Annotated in this window: 17 protein-coding genes, 1 tRNA gene and 1 riboswitch; of the genes, 7 read left to right on the top strand and 11 right to left on the bottom strand. The window is 57.5% G+C overall.

The features are described 5' to 3' along the window. Nucleotides 1-69: 69 nt before the first annotated feature. Nucleotides 70-771: a response regulator gene (locus RUESEDTHA_RS06465; RefSeq protein WP_171123982.1), complete on the bottom strand. Its 702-nt coding sequence runs from the start codon at nt 769-771 to the stop codon at nt 70-72. Further along, nucleotides 768-1,280: a MarR family winged helix-turn-helix transcriptional regulator gene (locus tag RUESEDTHA_RS06460; RefSeq protein ID WP_171123984.1), complete on the bottom strand. Its 513-nt coding sequence runs from the start codon at nt 1,278-1,280 to the stop codon at nt 768-770. Before RUESEDTHA_RS06460 ends, RUESEDTHA_RS06465 begins: the two co-directional genes overlap by 4 nt. A 160-nt stretch (nt 1,281-1,440) precedes the next feature. Here RUESEDTHA_RS06460 and RUESEDTHA_RS06455 point away from each other — a divergent pair, with 160 nt between their 5' ends. Further along, nucleotides 1,441-2,307 carry a branched-chain amino acid aminotransferase gene (locus RUESEDTHA_RS06455; RefSeq protein WP_180885418.1) on the top strand — a complete coding sequence of 289 codons (867 nt, stop codon included), beginning with the start codon at nt 1,441-1,443 and terminating at the stop codon, nt 2,305-2,307. Nucleotides 2,308-2,970: 663 nt separating this feature from the next. Here RUESEDTHA_RS06455 and cobO read toward each other — a convergent pair. From cobO to RUESEDTHA_RS06430, 5 genes are all read right to left on the bottom strand, one after another. Next, nucleotides 2,971-3,570 (bottom strand): cob(I)yrinic acid a,c-diamide adenosyltransferase, encoded by a 600-nt coding sequence (gene cobO, locus RUESEDTHA_RS06450; protein WP_180885416.1) that lies wholly within the window; start codon nt 3,568-3,570, stop codon nt 2,971-2,973. A gap of 58 nt (nt 3,571-3,628) precedes the next feature. Continuing rightward, complete coding sequence (locus RUESEDTHA_RS06445) at nt 3,629-4,564, bottom strand: DMT family transporter (RefSeq protein ID WP_171240251.1); 936 nt, start codon at nt 4,562-4,564, stop codon at nt 3,629-3,631. Nucleotides 4,565-4,596: 32 nt separating this feature from the next. Further along, a complete protein-coding gene (locus RUESEDTHA_RS06440) occupies nt 4,597-5,271 on the bottom strand; it encodes an HD domain-containing protein (RefSeq protein ID WP_180885414.1) in 675 nt (224 codons plus the stop codon). Next, complete coding sequence (gene aroC, locus RUESEDTHA_RS06435) at nt 5,255-6,355, bottom strand: chorismate synthase (RefSeq protein WP_180885412.1); 1,101 nt, start codon at nt 6,353-6,355, stop codon at nt 5,255-5,257. The genes RUESEDTHA_RS06440 and aroC overlap by 17 nt, the downstream gene beginning before the upstream one ends. Before the next feature lie 141 nt (nt 6,356-6,496). Next, nucleotides 6,497-6,937, bottom strand: coding sequence for a 6,7-dimethyl-8-ribityllumazine synthase (locus tag RUESEDTHA_RS06430; RefSeq protein WP_180885410.1), 441 nt, complete (start codon nt 6,935-6,937; stop codon nt 6,497-6,499). A gap of 68 nt (nt 6,938-7,005) precedes the next feature. After that, nucleotides 7,006-7,156, bottom strand: a riboswitch (FMN riboswitch). Between the two features lie 55 nt (nt 7,157-7,211). Between RUESEDTHA_RS06430 and RUESEDTHA_RS06425 the strand changes: the two genes are divergently transcribed. Then, nucleotides 7,212-7,823 carry an FMN-binding negative transcriptional regulator gene (locus RUESEDTHA_RS06425; protein WP_180885408.1) on the top strand — a complete coding sequence of 204 codons (612 nt, stop codon included), beginning with the start codon at nt 7,212-7,214 and terminating at the stop codon, nt 7,821-7,823. Between the two features lie 12 nt (nt 7,824-7,835). Here the strand turns inward: RUESEDTHA_RS06425 and RUESEDTHA_RS06420 are convergent, their stop codons facing one another. Further along, a complete protein-coding gene (locus tag RUESEDTHA_RS06420) occupies nt 7,836-8,279 on the bottom strand; it encodes a cytochrome c family protein (protein ID WP_180885406.1) in 444 nt (147 codons plus the stop codon). Between the two features lie 487 nt (nt 8,280-8,766). Between RUESEDTHA_RS06420 and petA the strand changes: the two genes are divergently transcribed. From petA to RUESEDTHA_RS06405, 3 genes are read left to right on the top strand one after another with little or no spacing between them, the layout of a single operon-like run. Further along, nucleotides 8,767-9,351 (top strand): ubiquinol-cytochrome c reductase iron-sulfur subunit, encoded by a 585-nt coding sequence (gene petA / locus RUESEDTHA_RS06415; protein ID WP_180885404.1) that lies wholly within the window; start codon nt 8,767-8,769, stop codon nt 9,349-9,351. Between the two features lie 11 nt (nt 9,352-9,362). Further along, entirely contained in the window at nt 9,363-10,694 is a 1,332-nt protein-coding gene (gene petB / locus RUESEDTHA_RS06410; protein WP_180885403.1) for a cytochrome b, read from the top strand. Between the two features lie 17 nt (nt 10,695-10,711). Further along, nucleotides 10,712-11,497 (top strand): cytochrome c1, encoded by a 786-nt coding sequence (locus RUESEDTHA_RS06405; RefSeq protein ID WP_180885402.1) that lies wholly within the window; start codon nt 10,712-10,714, stop codon nt 11,495-11,497. A gap of 141 nt (nt 11,498-11,638) precedes the next feature. Here RUESEDTHA_RS06405 and mtaB read toward each other — a convergent pair whose 3' ends face one another. Both mtaB and dapF read right to left on the bottom strand, forming a co-directional pair. Continuing rightward, nucleotides 11,639-12,895, bottom strand: coding sequence for a tRNA (N(6)-L-threonylcarbamoyladenosine(37)-C(2))-methylthiotransferase MtaB (gene mtaB / locus RUESEDTHA_RS06400; RefSeq protein WP_180885401.1), 1,257 nt, complete (start codon nt 12,893-12,895; stop codon nt 11,639-11,641). Continuing rightward, nucleotides 12,892-13,734, bottom strand: coding sequence for a diaminopimelate epimerase (gene dapF / locus RUESEDTHA_RS06395; RefSeq protein ID WP_180885399.1), 843 nt, complete (start codon nt 13,732-13,734; stop codon nt 12,892-12,894). The genes mtaB and dapF overlap by 4 nt, the downstream gene beginning before the upstream one ends. A gap of 210 nt (nt 13,735-13,944) precedes the next feature. Between dapF and RUESEDTHA_RS06390 the strand changes: the two genes are divergently transcribed. Together RUESEDTHA_RS06390 and RUESEDTHA_RS06385 are read left to right on the top strand one after the other, a co-directional pair. Further along, nucleotides 13,945-14,020 (top strand) — tRNA-Lys (locus RUESEDTHA_RS06390). Between the two features lie 445 nt (nt 14,021-14,465). After that, on the top strand, nt 14,466-15,062 hold the full coding sequence (locus RUESEDTHA_RS06385) for a sulfotransferase family 2 domain-containing protein (RefSeq protein ID WP_180885396.1): 597 nt from the start codon (nt 14,466-14,468) through the stop codon (nt 15,060-15,062). 422 nt (nt 15,063-15,484) lie between these two features. Here the strand turns inward: RUESEDTHA_RS06385 and RUESEDTHA_RS06380 are convergent, their stop codons facing one another. Further along, on the bottom strand, nt 15,485-16,654 hold the full coding sequence (locus tag RUESEDTHA_RS06380) for a glycosyltransferase (RefSeq protein WP_180885394.1): 1,170 nt from the start codon (nt 16,652-16,654) through the stop codon (nt 15,485-15,487). Between the last annotated feature and the right edge of the window lie 127 nt (nt 16,655-16,781).

Below are 16,781 nucleotides of genomic sequence, written 5' to 3'. Positions count from 1 at the left end.
CAGGATCCGATCTTCATCTGGCTAAAAATATCCTCGCCGAAGGCATAAAATCGCCGCGCAGCGGCAAAATCAATCCGGGGCCAACATATAACCCGCCCCGCGGACTGTCTGCAGATAGCGGGGTTGCTTTGGGTCCTGTTCGATTTTGCGTCGCAGCCGGGTGATTTGAACATCCACCGCGCGTTCCTGTGCCTGCCCCTTGTCGCGGCCCAGATCTTCGACCAGCTTGGCGCGGCTTATGGGTTCTCCGGGCTGGGCCGAGAAAATCTTCATCAACTGGCTTTCGGTAGCGGTCAGACGCACGGGGTCTTCGCCCTGCCACATTTCTCCGCGTTCCACGTCGTACCGTATCGGACCAAGAATCAGGATTTTGCTTGCCGTTTCCTGTGCAGGTGTTTCAGGCATCCGCCGCAAAATTGCGTTGATGCGCAACAACAGCTCCTTCGGCTCGAACGGCTTGGCCAGATAGTCGTCGGCCCCCGCCTCAAGCCCCGCGATGCGGTGTTCGGTTTCACCGCGCGCCGTCAGCAGCAGGATTGGGGTTGCGTGTGTCTCTCGCAGCGCCTTGGTCAGGCTGACGCCGTCTTCGCCGGGCATCATTACATCCAGAACGATCATGTCGAAATCCAGACCTGACAAGACCCGCCGCGCATGGGCGGCGTCCCGCGCAGCGGTGACGAGAAAACCGTTCCGCATCAAAAACTTCTTGAGCAGATCACGAATGCGCTCGTCATCGTCAACAATCAGCAGATGGGCGTCCATATCGCTCATGAGGTGGTATCCCGCAGTTTCTTATAGGCATGACGCATATCAGCATCCATCATCGCTTCAAGCACTTTGCGAAAACCTGAAACGGCCTCGGGGCCGGCGTCCTTGTAGGCGGCGCGCATCCGTACGCGCTGGGCTTCGGACAATCTGGCCTCCAGCTCCTCTCCCTTATCGGTTAAGAATAGGTGTCTTTCACGTTTGTCCACTGTTCCAACGCGACTTTCCACCAGACCATCGTCAATCAGGGTGCGCAGGACGCGGTTCAAGGACTGTTTGGTAACACCGAGAATCGCCAGCAGGTTATTTACGGTCGTTCCGGGTGCGCGGTTGATAAAGTGGATGGCCCGGTGATGCGCGCGGCCATAGGCCAGCTCTGACAGGATGCGGTCCGGGTCCGCCGTGAAGCCGCGATAGGCGAAGAACATGGCTTCGATACCCTGCCGCAGTTGCTCATCGGTCAGAAACAACAGGCTTTCACCGCCAAAGACCTGGGCGGGACGGGTGTCGGACATATCATGCCTCATTGGTTACTCAGGGCCGAGTTTATGTCAGCGTTATTGACATTCCAAGAGTGGACAGGTATCGAATCGCAGTTTTTGCGCAACATTATGTCCGCTTCGGACTTATTTGGCGCAATAATTGAAAAACCAAGCCCGATTCAGGAGGTTGCGCATGGCAGGGTATGACGATCGTGACGGTGTCATCTGGTTGGATGGTGAATTGGTGCCATGGCGCGATGCCAAGGTCCACATCCTGACGCATGCAATGCACTATGCCTCGTCCGTCTTTGAAGGTGAGCGTGCCTATAACGGCAAGATTTTCAAAAGCCGTGAGCATTCAGAACGTCTGATCGCTTCGGCCGAGGCGCTGGATATCCCGATGCCGTATACGGTCGATCAGATCGAAGCTGCCAAAGAAGAGGCGCTGAAAGCCAGCGGGTTGCAGGACGCCTATATCCGGGCGCTGGTCTGGCGCGGGTCGGGTGATGACATGGGCGTGGCATCGGCCAAGAACCCAGTGCGTATGGCCGTGGCCGTCTGGCCATGGGGCGCATATTACGGCGACGCCAAGATGCAGGGTGCCAAGTTGGATATTGCTGAATGGAAACGCCCCAGCCCCGAAACCATCCCGGTTCACGCCAAGGCTGCGGGTCTTTACATGATCTGCACTATCTCCAAGCACAAGGCCGAGGCCAAGGGTTGTTCGGACGCGCTGTTCATGGATTACCGGGGCTATGTCGCCGAAGCGACCGGCGCCAACGTGTTTTTCGTCAAAGATGGCGAGGTTCACACACCGCTGGCCGATTGCTTCCTGAACGGCATCACTCGTCAGACCGTGATCCAGATGCTGAAAGACAAGGGCATCAAGGTTCACGAACGCCACATCATGCCCGAAGAGATGGCTGACTTTGAACAATGCTGGCTGACCGGAACCGCCGCCGAGGTTACCCCGGTTGGTCAAATCGGCGACTACACGTTCGAAGTCGGTGATATCACGCGCGAGATTGCACAGGATTATGAGGCGCTTGTACGCGCGTGACCTGAAAAACCCGAAAGAACCAAAACCCTCGCTTCTGCGGGGGTTTTTCTTTGCTTACGGCTAAAGGTTTGGTGCAGATGACCTCTTTGGCTGGGCGGTTTTGCAAGTGCGCGTTCGGTCAATTCGCTCAACACTCCGGCAGAGGGGCAGGAGGCCATTCTGCCGCCAAGTGCCGGATTGCAATTCTGTGGCCCGTTACGCTGAATCTCAAGCCCAAAGCGATTTAACCCAGAGAAAGGGTGCGCGCCCAAAGTAAGCGCGCATTTTCCCTTGCAAATCCTGATAAAAATAGTCAGTTAATATGCAAGGCCAGATAATTCTATCCAGCACCAAGTTTCGGGGCGGTCAGCAGGCTAAGCATAGTGAGCAGTGAGTGCCTGCCACCGCCTCAGAAACGAAAACCAGAATTCTGACGTTAGCCGACGGGGATCGAAATGCGCGACTCGCTCGACGAAATCTTGGCACGCCATGAAGCCGCCACAGCATGTGGAGGATGCTGCGACGATGACTATTGTGCTTATGTCGACAAGAAAAACCATGCTTGGGAGTTCGCAAAAGACTCAATTGGCTCGCGCTTTTTGCGAAGCCCAGAACCCTTTGTCAGGTGTCAAAAAAAGCAGCAAGACTAAGTCCGCCCTTATCTTGCCTGTGCTTGTGAAATCTTCAGAAATCCACGCCGCGCTGGGCCTTTATCCCCGCTTGGAACGGATGTTTTTCTTCGGTCATTTCCGTCACCAGATCAGCATAGTCGCGCAGGGCCTGCGGTGCGTCTCGGCCAGTCAGAAATACGCTAGTCTTGTCTGATCGTGCGTTCAGCCCATCAATCACCTGCTCGACTGACAAATATTCATATCGCAAAGCGATGTTGATTTCGTCCAGAACCACAAGGTTATAGTCACCGCTGGCCATCAGCGCCCGTGCCTTGTCAAACGCGGCATTGGCAGCGGCGATGTCGCGTTCACGATCTTGCGTATCCCAGGTAAAGCCTTCACCCATCGTGTGCCAGGTCACCAGATCGCGCTCTTCGAAAAAACGACGCTCGCCGGTTTTCCACTTTCCCTTGATAAACTGCACCACGGCGACTTTCTGACCCCATCCGTGCGCGCGGATGACAACTCCGAAGGCGGCAGATGACTTGCCTTTGCCTTTGCCTGTGTTGATCAGCACCAAGCCGCGCCCGGGATCGACGGCCTCGGACACCTTTTTGCGGTGCTTTGCCTGCACCTTTTGCATCTTTTCCTTGTGATCTTCTGCGTCGCTCATCTTGGGGCCCTTATCTGATGTTGGACCCAAATTAGGTGAAGTTCGAAAAAGGTAAAGATCAGGCTTTGGGATCTGTCGCTTGACGCGCCTTTTCGCGTCCAATCCCAAGTTGGCGTTCGCGCAAAATGACGACCACATTACCGGCGATCACAAGCGCGGCCCCGCCCAGCATTACCAGCGTCGGCAGTTCATCGAACCAGATATACCCGATCAATACGGCAAACAGCATCGTGGTATAGTCATAAGGCGCGAGCATTGAGGCCTGCCCGAACTTGTAGGACGTGGTAACCAGAATCTGCGCGACCCCGCCGGTTAGGCCCATAACGACAAGTATTAGAGTCTGTTCCAGCGTTGGCATCGTCCACCCCCAAAAGGCGGTCAACGCAGACAGAAGGGTAGCCGTCAGCGAGAAATAGAAGACGACCGCCGCGGGATGGTCCACCTGAACCAATTGCCGGATATGTATTTGAACAAAGGCCCGCGCCATGGTCGACGCCAACACGCACAGCGCCCCGATTGTGGCGGCCGTGTCCATGTTGTTGCCGCCCAGACGCGGCCAGATCATGATCAGAACCCCCAGCAGTCCCAAAGCCACCGCGCCGATGCGGATCATGCGAATGCGCTCGCCCAGCATAATCGCGGCCAGAATCAGGGTGAAGATCGGTGTGGCGTAGCCAATGGCCGTAACCTCGGGCAACGGAAGCAGGCTGAGGCCAGTAAAAGTCAGCCCCATGGCGCTGGTCCCCAATACACCGCGCCAGAAGTGGCCCATGGGTTTTTTGACCACAAGGCCCTGCGAAAGCTCTCCGCGCCAGGCCAGCCAGCCTATGATGACCGGCACGGCAAAGAGCGAGCGAAAGAACACCATTTCTCCGGGTGGGAAGGTGTCAGACAAGGCTTTGACCAGGGCCTGCATCGATGTGAACAGAACCAGGGCGCTGAGTTTCAGCGCCACAGCCAGAAGTGGTTTGTTTGACGTTAGGGGGTCAGCCATCGGCGCGACCCTGCGCCTTTGGCGGACAAAGATCAACGTGTGGAATTTGGTTGCGACCAGTCCGACGGAAGCGGATGGCCAATTTCCTCGGCGAATTCGGTCAGGAAGCGGATCATGCGTTCGGCCCGTTTTCGGGCAAGGGCCTTACCGCGTTCCGTCAGCATACCTGCCGGCAGCTTCAGTAACTTGACCTGCCAGTGATCGACCGAGAAGTGCAGATCATCCAGTGATCGGGATTCTGCAAATGGATCAGCCGGATCGTAGAGTGACCGCCCCAACGCACCTGAAACCGAGAAGTTGCGCGCCACACCGATTGCCCCCAGCGCATCCAACCTGTCGGCGTCGCGCAGAATACAGGCTTCTGCGGTTTCGGGCGGTATATTTGCGGAAAAACTATGCGCCGCGATAGCGTGTCGCGTGGCTTTGATTTCCTCGGGCGTATAGCCGAAATTGTCCAGTATAGGCTCTGATTCTTCAGCGGACCGACGGGATGCAAGGTGGCGATCCGGGTCGTTCTTGGGCAGGTTGACCAGATCGTGCAGATAGGCGGCCGCCAGCAGGACGCGCATATTGGTCGTTTCGTCCGAAATGGCCTGCGCGTTCACCCAGACGCGGTCCAGATGAGCCAGATCATGCGCAGGGTCGGTCTCCATACGTTGCACGACAATGCCGCGCAACCGGTGGCGTAGATCAGCCGATATGTCCACGGTTCTCGCCAATCTGACCGCGATGCAGAAGTAAATGGTCCAGGATCACGCAGGCCAACATCGCCTCGCCCACAGGCACTGCACGGATGCCGACACAGGGGTCATGGCGACCTTTGGTGATGATCTCTGTTTCCTCACCCGACTTGGTGATCGTCTTGCGCGTGGTCAGGATCGACGAAGTTGGTTTGACTGCAAACCGCACCACGATGTCCTGTCCGGTCGAGATGCCGCCCAGAATGCCGCCTGCGTGGTTCGAGCTGTATTGCGGGCCGTTCTGACCCATGAAAATCTCATCGGCGTTGGCTTCGCCGGTCAGTTCGGCAGCGGCCATACCCTCGCCGATCTCAACGCCTTTGACCGCGTTGATCGACATCATCGCCGCGGCCAGATCAGTGTCTAACTTGGCATAAACCGGTGCGCCGATCCCAGCGGGAACGCCGCGCGCCACGACCTCGACAATTGCTCCGACCGAGTTGCCGGACTTGCGCAGATCGTCCAGATAGGCTGCCCAATCGTCAGCAGCTTGGGCATCGGGGGTCCAGAACGGGTTCTGTTCAATCTGCGACCAGTCGAAATTGGCACGGTCGATTTTGTGCGGACCGATCTGGGTCATGTAGCCGGTGATCTGTACGTTGGGCGCGATCTGTTTGATCGCCTCGCGCGCCAGCCCTCCGGCGGCGACCCGCGATGCGGTTTCGCGCGCCGAGCTGCGCCCACCGCCGCGATAATCGCGGATGCCGTATTTCTGCCAATAGGTGATATCGGCGTGACCCGGACGGAACTTGTCCATGATGTCGCCGTAGTCCTTGGAGCGTTGATCGGTATTCTCGATCATCAGTTGCACGGGTGTTCCCGTGGTCTGGCCCTCAAACACGCCGGACAGGATTTTCACTTGATCCGGCTCGCGCCGTTGTGTGGTGAATTTGTTCTGCCCCGGCTTCCGCTTGTCCAGCCAGTGCTGGATCATCGCCTCGTCGATAGCGACCCCCGGAGGGCAGCCGTCCACTGTCGCACCCAAGGCCGGGCCGTGGCTTTCACCCCAGGTGGTGACGCGGAAGAGGTGTCCAAAGCTGTTCATCGACATAGGGCGTGCTCCTTTGAGGGTTGTGTTAGCGGGGAGAGCCTTGGGCCTCAAGCGGATTTGCGTTTGGAGCGCGGGGAGGGGGCGCTGCCCCCATCGCGGCAAACCGCGATTCCCCCGAAGTATTTTTGAACAGAAGAAGGGTCAGGCTGGTTCCAGAAGTGCAGCGCGGGTTTTGGTGATTTTGAGCGCGGCTTGCGCGGCCTCGCGGCCTTTTTCCACGAAATGCGCGCGGTAGATCGCATTGTGGTGGTCTGTTTCCTGATATTGGTGCGGTGTCAGCGAGACTGATAGGACAGGAACGCCCGTGTCCAGCCCGGCGCGCATGAGGCCGTCGACTACGGCTTGCGCCACGAAGTCGTGCCGGTAGATACCGCCATCCACCACGAAAGCGGCGCAGGCGATGGCGGCATATTTACCGGTTTGGGCCAGACCGCGGGCCAGCAATGGCATCTCGAACGCGCCGGGCACGTCGAAGACGTCAATCTGATCGGCGGGGATAAGCTGTTGGAACCCTTCCAGCGCCTGATCGACAATATCGGAATGCCAGTTGGCTTTGACGAAAGCATAGCGGGTGTGTGTCATTGTGATCTCCTTCGTAAACAGACACGTCACCCAAGGCGATCACGAGCAGTCGCGCCAAATGGCGCGCTGCACGTTCTCTTCCATCCGGACTGTAACCGTCGGCTCTGGTTTCTCACCAGATCTGCTTGTCACCCCGGAAAATCCGGGGCCGCTCGCGGGCTTACGGGTCATGGCCCGCATACCGCCGGTGGGGAATTCCGCCCCGCCCTGAGAACGAGGCAGACCTTGCCAAGGACCAAGCGAATCTGCAAGTCGTTCCGTCAGGAGAGATGCCATGCACCCAAATCCGGCTTTCCGCGCCGAAGACCTTACCCGCCACATCAACTTTGCCCGTAACCGGGCCTTTGGGGCTTTGGCGCTGTCCACTGATGACGCCCCGCTGATCAGCCATGTGCCGTTTCTGCTGAATTCCGATGGCTCGATGGCCGAGCTGCATCTGGTTCGGTCGAATCCGATCGTGCGCACCCTGACCGCCCCGCGCGTTGGGCGTATCGCGGTATCCGGGCCGGATGGGTATATTTCTCCGGATTGGTACGGCCTGACAGATCAGGTTCCCACATGGAACTATGTCGCCGTGCATCTGACCGGACGGATTGAAAAGCGTCCTCAGGCCGAGTTGCGGGGGCTTTTGGACCGGCAATCGGCCTTCTACGAAAAGCGGCTGTTGCCCAAGCCCGCATGGACCGCTGACAAGATGTCGCCCGATGCGCTGGATCGCATGCTAAGGATGATCGTGCCCTGCCGGATGTATGTCGACGATATTCAGGGAACCTGGAAGCTGAACCAGAACAAACCCGCCGAGGCGCGCGAAGCGGCGGCTGAACGTGTTGCGGGCGGGCTCGGCGCCGAGTTGGGATGGCTGGCCACGCTGATGCGCGACGCGTGACCAGATCATGGTTTAATTGGAGAAAGTCGCGAGATAGGCCGCGATATCTTCAGCACCTTCCTTCAGCTTGATGCTCATGTTGGGGCGCGCTTTTTCGTCGTTCAGGAAACCCTGAATGAAACCGATCGGGTCTTTCGAGTAGGCTGCGATGTTCTCTTCGGTCCAGATCAAGCCTTCCTGACCGGATCGGATCATGTCATCGGTGAAAAGACCAACGGGCAGCCGTTCGCTTCCGTTCAGGTAATCGTTCTCGGTTCCTGCTGCCCGGCCGACAACGCCATAGAGATTCGGGCCCGTGATGCCACCTTTAACCAGAACGTCGCCGTCCTTGATTATCGCGTGACAGGACGAACAGCGAAAATAGAGTGCCTCGCCCCGCGCCGGATCACCGGCAGCTAAGGCCTGAGTCGACGCAAGCAGCGCAAAGGTCAAAATGGGTACAGATGGGTTTGGCATGAAAAGCGTCCTGTTAACGGTGGCATTTCCCTGCGCCTTTATGCATTCGCGTTAAAAGTGCAATCGAAATGATGTGTTTCAAGGATTATTGAAAATATCTATTTTTGATCTGATATTTACGTATCTCGAAATCACGCAAAAGTAGATTTTTTTGCGGCTAATTCTGGCCTAAACTTTGCAATTCGACGCGGGGCGCATCGGATTCGGTGTCTTTGTGCAAATCGGTTGTCAGCGCATCCTGCTGATCCGAATCACATTTCGACGAACGCGCGACGATCAACGGGAATCCTGCCAAAAACCCCCCCGAGGCTTGAAAATTCAGGGTTACGTTGTGACATGAATGCCCAGATGCGGCGTAGTGCGCGCCTATGACCGCTGGACGAACCGATTTCTCCCGGCTAGATAGCCGCGATGAGACGCCGCTTTGATGCGGTGCTGATGCATGTTTGCCCGGTATCCTCCGGGCGCCGGAATCGGAGAAAACCTCGTGTCCCACGCAGAAGACCACGAAGGCACCCGCAGAGATTTCCTCTACTACGTCGCTGGCGGCGCAGGTGTCGTTGCGACGGGTGCAGCCGTATGGCCCCTGATCAACCAAATGAACCCCTCGGCAGACGTTCAGGCGCTGTCCTCGATCCGTGTGGACGTAAGCGGCGTTGAGCCGGGGACACAGCTGACTGTCAAGTGGCTGGGTAAACCCGTCTTTATCCGTCACCGCACCGGTGCCGAGATCCAAGAGGCCAAAGAACAGGACGCCGAAGGCGTTGATGCGCTGCCCGATCCGCTGGCACGCAACTTCAACCAACCGGCTGACGCGCCTGCGACCGACGCAAACCGCGTGATGCCCTCGCCCGAGGGTGAGGCACCCGGTGCGTGGCTGGTTCAGATGGGCGTCTGTACACACCTTGGCTGCGTGCCGCTGGGCGATGCCGGTGACTTTGGCGGTTGGTTCTGCCCCTGCCACGGTTCGCACTACGACCTTGCCGGTCGAATCCGCAAAGGCCCCGCGCCTGAAAACCTGCCTGTCCCGCCCGCTGAGTGGACGGACAACAGCACCATCAAACTCGGCTAAGGGAGACCCAGATGTCCGGAATTCCCCACGATCATTACGAGCCGAAGACAAACGGCGAGAAGTGGCTGAACAGCCGCCTGCCCATCGTCGGCCTGATTTACGACACCATCATGATCCCCACCCCCAAGAACCTGAACTGGTGGTGGATCTGGGGCATCGTCCTGGCGTTCTGCCTGGCGCTGCAGATTGTCACCGGTATCGTTCTGGTGATGCACTACACCCCGCATGTTGATCTGGCCTTTGCCAGCATCGAACACATCATGCGCAACGTGAATGGCGGCTATATGCTGCGATACCTGCACATGAACGGCGCGTCGCTGTTCTTTGTTGCGGTCTACATTCACATCTTCCGTGGCCTGTTTTACGGGTCGTACAAAGCCCCGCGTGAAATCACGTGGATCATCGGGATGTTGATCTACCTGATGATGATGGGCACCGCCTTCATGGGCTATGTTCTGCCCTGGGGTCAGATGTCCTTCTGGGGTGCGACCGTGATTACCGGCCTGTTTGGCGCGATCCCGTTTGTGGGTGACGCAATCCAGACCTGGTTGCTGGGCGGACCGGCGGTGGACAACGCCACGCTGAACCGCTTCTTCTCGCTGCACTATCTGCTGCCGTTCGTGATTGCGGCGCTGGTTGTCGTGCATATCTGGGCCTTCCACACCACCGGCAACAACAACCCCACAGGTGTTGAAGTGCGTCGCGGGTCGAAAGCCGAAGCCGAGAAAGACACGCTGCCGTTCTGGCCGTATTTTGTGATCAAGGACCTGTTCGCGCTGGCCGTGATCCTGGTCGTGTTCTGGGCGGTTGTCGGCTTCATGCCGAACTATCTGGGCCACCCGGACAACTACATCGAGGCCAACCCGCTGGTTACTCCGGCGCACATCGTGCCCGAATGGTACTTCCTGCCGTTCTATGCGATCCTACGTGCCTTCACCGGGGAGGTCTGGGTTGTGCAATTTGCCAGCTTTATCACTGGTGGCATCATCGACGCCAAGTTCTTTGGTGTTCTGGCGATGTTCGGTGCAATCCTGGCGATGGCCCTAGCCCCGTGGCTGGACACCTCGACTGTGCGTTCGGGCAAGTACCGTCCGATGTTCAAATGGTGGTTCTACCTACTGATCATCGACTTCTTTGCCCTGATGTGGCTGGGTGCGATGCCCGCAGAGGAGCCTTATGCGACCTTCTCGCTGATCGCGTCCGCCTACTGGTTCGCCTATTTCTTCGTGATCCTGCCGATCCTGGGTGTTATCGAAAAACCCGATGCCCAGCCGGAGACGATCGAAGAAGACTTCAACGCGCATTATGGCAAGGCTGACGCCGACGCCACGCCGGCCGAGTAAGAAGAGGGACCGGAAACATGTTCAAGAAACTTGCAATCGGTGCCGCGTTTGCTTTGGCTCTTACCCCTGCTGCGTCATACGCCGCAGGCGGCGGCGAGCAGCATATCGAGGATTTCCACTTCTCGTTCGAAGGGCCTTTTGGCACCTGGGACAAGCACCAGCTTCAGCGTGGTCTTCAGATCTATACCGAGGTTTGCGCGGCCTGCCACGGCCTGCAATACGTACCTCTGCGTGATCTCGAAGCGCTGGGGTATTCGGAAGAAGAAGTCATCGCCTATGCGGCGAGTAACTTCGAAGTGTTCGATCCTGAGCTGGACGATTTCCGCCCGGCAATTCCCACCGACCACTTCCCGGCCAATAACGGCGTTGGCGCACCGGACCTGAGCCTGATGGCGAAGGCCCGCGCCGGTTTCCACGGCCCCTATGGTCTGGGGATCAACCAACTGTTCAAAGGTATGGGTGGTGCGGAATACATCGCCTCTCTGCTGGATGGTTACACCGGTGAGGAAAAGGAAGAGGCAGGCACCGTTCTTTATGAGAACAAAGCCTTCCCCGGCGGTTGGATCTCAATGGCGCCTCCGCTGTCCGAGGATCAGGTGGAATTCGCGGATGGTCACCCGGCCACCGTCGAAGCCATGTCCGAGGATATTGCGGCCTTCCTGATGTGGACTGCCGAGCCGAAGATGATGGAGCGTAAGTATTCCGGCTTTGTCGGCGTGCTGTTCCTGTCTGTTCTGTCGGTCCTGCTGTACCTTGTGAACAAGCGCTTGTGGGCTGGTGTGAAAGGCAAGAAGACCGTCTAAGGTTTTCGACAGCTAGAAATTTTAACCCCCGCGCCACCCGGTAGCGGGGGTTTTTTGTTGATGGCGGGGTGAAGGGGCCAGCCCCTTCTTGGCCTGCGGCCAATTCATCCCCGGGATATTTTTGGCCAGATGAAGCGCGGATCAGGCTTTGAGTTGGCTACCGGTGTGATCCGTGATCGTGGCGGTGACGATCTGGCCTTCGGGTTGCGGAGAGGTGAATGTGACTTCGGTGAATTGCTCGGTTCTGCCCATGGTGGGGTTTTCCATCAGGATGTGATGAGTTTTGCCCAGTTGGGCGGTCAGGTGCTTGGTGACCTGAGCCTCTCCGGCGGCGCGCAGGCGGGCGGCGCGGGCTTTGATGATGTTGCCGTTGATTTGCTGTGGAATGCGGGCTGCGGGGGTGCCTTCGCGCTTGGAATAGGGAAAGACGTGCAGCCAAGTCAGGTCGCAATCCGCGACCAGCTTGAGCGAATTTTCGAAATGGGCGTCCGTTTCAGTGGGGAAGCCTGCAATGATATCCGCGCCAAAGGTCATGTCGGGGCGCAGCTTGCGGGCCTCTTGAGTGAAGCGGATGGCATCGTCGCGCAGATGGCGGCGTTTCATGCGCTTCAGGATCAGGTCGTCGCCATGTTGCAGCGACAGGTGCAGGTGGGGCATCAGGCACGGCTCGGTCGCGATGGCCTGCATCAGGTTTTCATCCACCTCGATCGAGTCGATCGAGCTGATCCGCAGGCGCGGCAGGTCCGGTACCAGCCTGAGGATGCGCATCACCAGATCGCCCAGCTTGGGCTGGGCTGGCAAGTCTGCGCCCCATGAGGTCAGGTCGACGCCGGTCAGCACCACCTCATTATAGCCTCGGTCTACCAACCGCTTGATCTGATCCACTACCACGCCCGCAGGGACGCTGCGCGAGTTACCGCGGCCATAGGGGATGATGCAGAAGGTGCAGCGGTGGTCACAGCCGTTCTGGACCTGCACATAGGCACGCGACCGCGTGCCGAACCCGTCGATCAGGTGGCCTGCGGTTTCGGTCACGGACATGATGTCGTCGACTTGCACCGCCTCGGTCTGGCCGATGAAATCGGCTGCCATGCCTTTCCAGGTGTCAGGCTGCATCTTTTCGGTATTGCCGATAACGGCGTCGACCTCGTCCATTTGGGCGAAGGTTTCGGGTTCGGTCTGGGCGGCGCAACCGGTTACGATCAGCCGCGCATCGGGGTTTTCGCGGCGCAGCTTGCGGATTTCCTGCCGGGCCTTGCGGACGGCCTCGGCCGTGACGGCGCAGGTATTCACCACGACAGCGTTCGACAGGCCCGCCTGCTGCGACAGTTCTTTCATCGCCTCGGTCTCATAGGCGTTCAGGCGGCAGCCCAGGGTGGTGAATTTAGGGATGCTCATCCAAGCGTCCTCAGGAACTCAGGCGTCAGTGTGCCCGAGAAGACATGGCAGGTCGGGCCGGTCATCCAGACACCGTCGTCTTTCCAATCAATCCAGATCGTACCGCCATCCAGTTCAATCTGTACTTTGCGCCCTGTCAGGCCGCGACGTGCAGCCGCCACTGCAGTTGCGCAGGACGATGAGCCCGAGGCCAAGGTGGTGCCCACACCCCGTTCCCATACGCGCATACGGATGTGATCCGGTCCGATCACGTGCGCTACCTGCACATTGGTGCGTTCGGGATAAAGCGGGTGATGTTCAAAGCGCGCGCCAAACTCGGTCAAGGGAATGGCGTCGGCATCTTCTACAAAGAATGTACAGTGCGGGTTGCCCATGCCCGTGGCCGTCGGTCCGCCTTCGATTGGCAGTTCCAGAGTGTCTACATCCTCGGCCAGCGGTATGTCGCGCCAATCGGTTTGAGGATGTCCCATGTTGACCGACGTCAGGCCATCGCCTGCATCCTGCGCGTAGAGCGTTCCACGCTCGGTCGTCAGGGTCAGGGCTGACTTTCCGGTTTCCTCCATCAGAAAACGCGCAATGCAGCGCGTGGCATTCCCGCAGGCAGCCGAAGTCGACCCATCGGCATTGTAGAATACCAGATGCGCATCCGATTCGCCGTTTTCGATAACGGCCAATTGGTCAAATCCAACACCAAACTGCCGGTGACCGATTCCCCTTGCCAACGCAGAGGAAATTTCGGCGGAATGCGCGCGGGCGTCCACAATGACAAAGTCATTGCCCAGCCCGTGCATCTTAATGAAGGGCAAACCGGTGTTTGGATCTTGTTGCATGGCGGGCATATAGCGTTGCGCAGGACGGGAATCCAGCCTGCAGTACAAATTCCTCAAAAAAGGGGTTGACCCCCCAGCGCCACCTGCCTAAGTAGGCCGCCTATCGGGACGCCGAAACGCAAGAAATTGTTGGCGAAACGAGGCGCAAAAAAGGCCTTGAACCCAGTTGGGAAAATGCCTTAGAGAGCGCCACGGATCGAGTAGATCCAGACAAAGAGTGGGCCGTTAGCTCAGTTGGTAGAGCAACTGACTTTTAATCAGTGGGTCGCAGGTTCGAATCCTGCACGGCTCACCACTTTTTCAAACAGCGTCATGCGTTTAGCCTTTTTGGGGTTGGGTGTTGGCTGTTTGCCTTCTATGAAAATCACCTGTTTGCGGGCTTTTGGGCGCTATTGAGGGCTTTGCTAGTCGTCATGCGTAGAATTTAGATCATCGTGTATAACCAAGTCATTTGGGCCGGTTTTGTATTTGTTCAGTTCACAGCAGGTGGGGCGTGAAGTCCTTGCGGAACTGGGACAAGGCAAAATGGATGTGTTATCTTTCAAAAACAGGGCCATACGGAAGGGATTCGAGCGTGCTGACGCGACACCAGACAGCAGCATGGCGAGCGGAGGGTTAGGATGAAGCTTCGGCACCGCCGCCTATTTTCTCCAACCATGTCGCGGGTCGCGTTCAATGGTTTGAGGCTGCTTAGGCAAGGCACGCCGCCAAGCTGCGATTCCCGGGCCGAGAGGTTTGTGTTGCGACAACAGAAGGTTCTGGCCGCGCCGATTCCAAAGGTTGCCAGTCGTACAGTTCAGGGGATGTTTGCTCAGGCCAGCGGCAATACGCCGGGTCATGAATTCGATAGCACGCCCGATGAAATTGCCGCCGGGTTTCCGGACTATTTTGTGTTTTCATTTGTGCGCAATCCCTGGTCTCGGGTTCATTCGTGCTGGAAAGACAAGATTGCTGATGCGGTCACGGCGTCAAAGCTGTCGATTCTGTCGCGGTTTGAAGGCATTCGCCCGTTTATGCCGTTCCCGGAGTTTGTCGAGTGGCTGGACAGCGATTATGGAAGCGATGCTGTGGCGGACCGCCACTGGCTGTCGCAGACGCGCCACCTGTCCACCAGTGCGGGTGTGCAGATCTGCGATTTCGTGGGCAAGATCGAATGCTTTGATGCTGATCTCGATAGGGTTGAAAGCCTGACAGGTGTGACATTTCCCAGAATTGCCGCGCAGAATGTCAAACCTGCCGCAGAAAGCTATCACGCGGCGTTTGATGAGCGCACCCGCCAGATCATCGGTCGGCGCTACGGCGAGGATATCGAGGCCTTTGGTTACAGGTTCGATTGAAAGGTATCTGCGAAAAGAAAAGCGCAATTTTGAGCCCATACCCTGTTTCTCGGGCGTCACGATGAACGGCATCCAAACAACCTGACTCAAGGCATTGGGGGGGCACTGTTTTCCATCCGGAAACAGTAACTGCCCTGCGCTTCACGACGGTGAAACATTATTGCAAATATTCACGCAATTTGATATTAAGTTGCTGATAACAATTGGTTTCCATTTTGGAAACAATTCGTTTCCGCAAGAATCGTGGACACAGTTTTGCCACAATGTCATCATCACAAGGTGGGCGGCATGTTATTGTTTTGAGCGCATACCGGTTTATTCATTGACTGGTTAGAGGGGGTTGTAGAGTGCAACTTGCCGCCCCGCGACTTTCGCAACAATTGGTGTATGAGCGTCGGGTGCTTGGGCGTGCGTCCGATCGGTTAGGGTGCATTCACGAGCTTGGCCGCACCCGCATGTGAAGGTTCATCACCCCGGTAAACGGCTGCGATATTTGCAAGATGCTGACGGCGCTTTTCCATCTCGTTTGTCTCGGGGATTTGCAGGTGGTCCAGAATCTGTGCCCAACGATGCAGCCAGTCGTGTTTTTTCGTTGCCGCCGCAAGGTTGATCCTGCGCATGCGGTCCAGTTCTGCCGTGTCGTCCAGCAAAGCAACGATTTGGTCAATGGCCGCGTCAGGGTCTTCAGACAGCCTGACCACGGACTCGGGCCAGTCGAAATACCGCTCATAGTCTTCGGTTTCGGGGGCGTATCCGACCTGGGCCGCTCCGCCTGCTATGCCTTCTACGTGGCGCGGTCCCCACGCGATATTGCCCTTTATCTGATCTTCGTGGCCGATTTTGGCGATATCGACCATGAACAGTTTGGAGTGCTGAACGAGATTTGCCAGTAGATCGCGGTGCACGCGGTGTTGCGCGGTGACGGGCGGCTTGGTCGCCGAGTCATAAAGGTAGAAACCGCCGCGTTCCTTGATCTTTTGAAGCAACCTTTCGTGCAATTCCGGACGTCTGCGGCCCATGTAATAGACGTCGATCGCGCGGTCCGATGCCACTGCGTCTGGTGCAAAGCGAACCATGTCAGCCGCGCCCGGCAGGTGAATGACAGGCTTTCCTGTTATGCGCTGAAGGTCATCGCAAGTTTCAGCAAAGGCGCAGCAGATCAGGTCGAATTGGGCCAGATACTTGATAAGTGGCAGATGAAGATCCAACTCCTTCGACCAGACCTCTTCCAGAACACAGACGGCCAGACCGCAGCGTGCGCGCCAGTTTGGAATCGCGTCCAGCGCCAAAAGCTCTTCAGGTTTTTGCGCATCGCAAAAGAACAGGTCGTAATCGCGATCCAGTATGGTTTTTTGCACACCAGACGGCCAGTGCCTGAACAAATCCGAGCGTTTGGACAGCCACCGCTTGGGGTTAAAGGGCAGGCGCCGTTCCTTGGCGCGCTTTGGCGCCAGAACCTCGGCGTTTTCGATTTCGGCAATCACGTCTTCGAACTCAAACCCCGAACAGCGCGAGACGTTGTCGTTCAGGCTGCGCTGAGAGAAAATCAGGACTTCTCTGGGCGTCTTTGCGGACGGGGCTGGGCTGGTCAAACACGTATTCCTTTTAAAGGATTCCAGACAAAATATATTTCACAACCACGACGTGGCCTATTCAAAGACTTTCTTCCCGAACCTTTCTATTTGCCCGGCTGATCGCCCTGTAAGATCGAGATTTCAG

Origin of the sequence: Ruegeria sp. THAF57, from assembly GCF_903914075.1 — a bacterium.
Classification (GTDB): domain Bacteria; phylum Pseudomonadota; class Alphaproteobacteria; order Rhodobacterales; family Rhodobacteraceae; genus Ruegeria.
The sequence above is the reverse complement of the archived record's forward strand: the minus strand, read 5'-3'. Positions and strand labels throughout refer to the sequence as shown.

Excerpts from the sequence above, each read along its gene's own strand:
- RUESEDTHA_RS06430 (WP_180885410.1), bottom strand. The coding sequence starts at position 6,937 with ATGACACACACCCGCTATGCTTTCGTCAAAGCCAACTGGCATTCCGAT.
- RUESEDTHA_RS06405 (WP_180885402.1), top strand. The coding sequence starts at position 10,712 with ATGTTCAAGAAACTTGCAATCGGTGCCGCGTTTGCTTTGGCTCTTACC.
- RUESEDTHA_RS06445 (WP_171240251.1), bottom strand. The coding sequence starts at position 4,564 with ATGGCTGACCCCCTAACGTCAAACAAACCACTTCTGGCTGTGGCGCTG.
- RUESEDTHA_RS06420 (WP_180885406.1), bottom strand. The coding sequence starts at position 8,279 with ATGCCAAACCCATCTGTACCCATTTTGACCTTTGCGCTGCTTGCGTCG.
- petB (WP_180885403.1), top strand. The coding sequence starts at position 9,363 with ATGTCCGGAATTCCCCACGATCATTACGAGCCGAAGACAAACGGCGAG.
- cobO (WP_180885416.1), bottom strand. The coding sequence starts at position 3,570 with ATGAGCGACGCAGAAGATCACAAGGAAAAGATGCAAAAGGTGCAGGCA.
- RUESEDTHA_RS06425 (WP_180885408.1), top strand. The coding sequence starts at position 7,212 with ATGCACCCAAATCCGGCTTTCCGCGCCGAAGACCTTACCCGCCACATC.
- RUESEDTHA_RS06465 (WP_171123982.1), bottom strand. The coding sequence starts at position 771 with ATGAGCGATATGGACGCCCATCTGCTGATTGTTGACGATGACGAGCGC.
- mtaB (WP_180885401.1), bottom strand. The coding sequence starts at position 12,895 with ATGAGCATCCCTAAATTCACCACCCTGGGCTGCCGCCTGAACGCCTAT.
- RUESEDTHA_RS06460 (WP_171123984.1), bottom strand. The coding sequence starts at position 1,280 with ATGTCCGACACCCGTCCCGCCCAGGTCTTTGGCGGTGAAAGCCTGTTG.
- dapF (WP_180885399.1), bottom strand. The coding sequence starts at position 13,734 with ATGCCCGCCATGCAACAAGATCCAAACACCGGTTTGCCCTTCATTAAG.
- aroC (WP_180885412.1), bottom strand. The coding sequence starts at position 6,355 with ATGTCGATGAACAGCTTTGGACACCTCTTCCGCGTCACCACCTGGGGT.
- RUESEDTHA_RS06455 (WP_180885418.1), top strand. The coding sequence starts at position 1,441 with ATGGCAGGGTATGACGATCGTGACGGTGTCATCTGGTTGGATGGTGAA.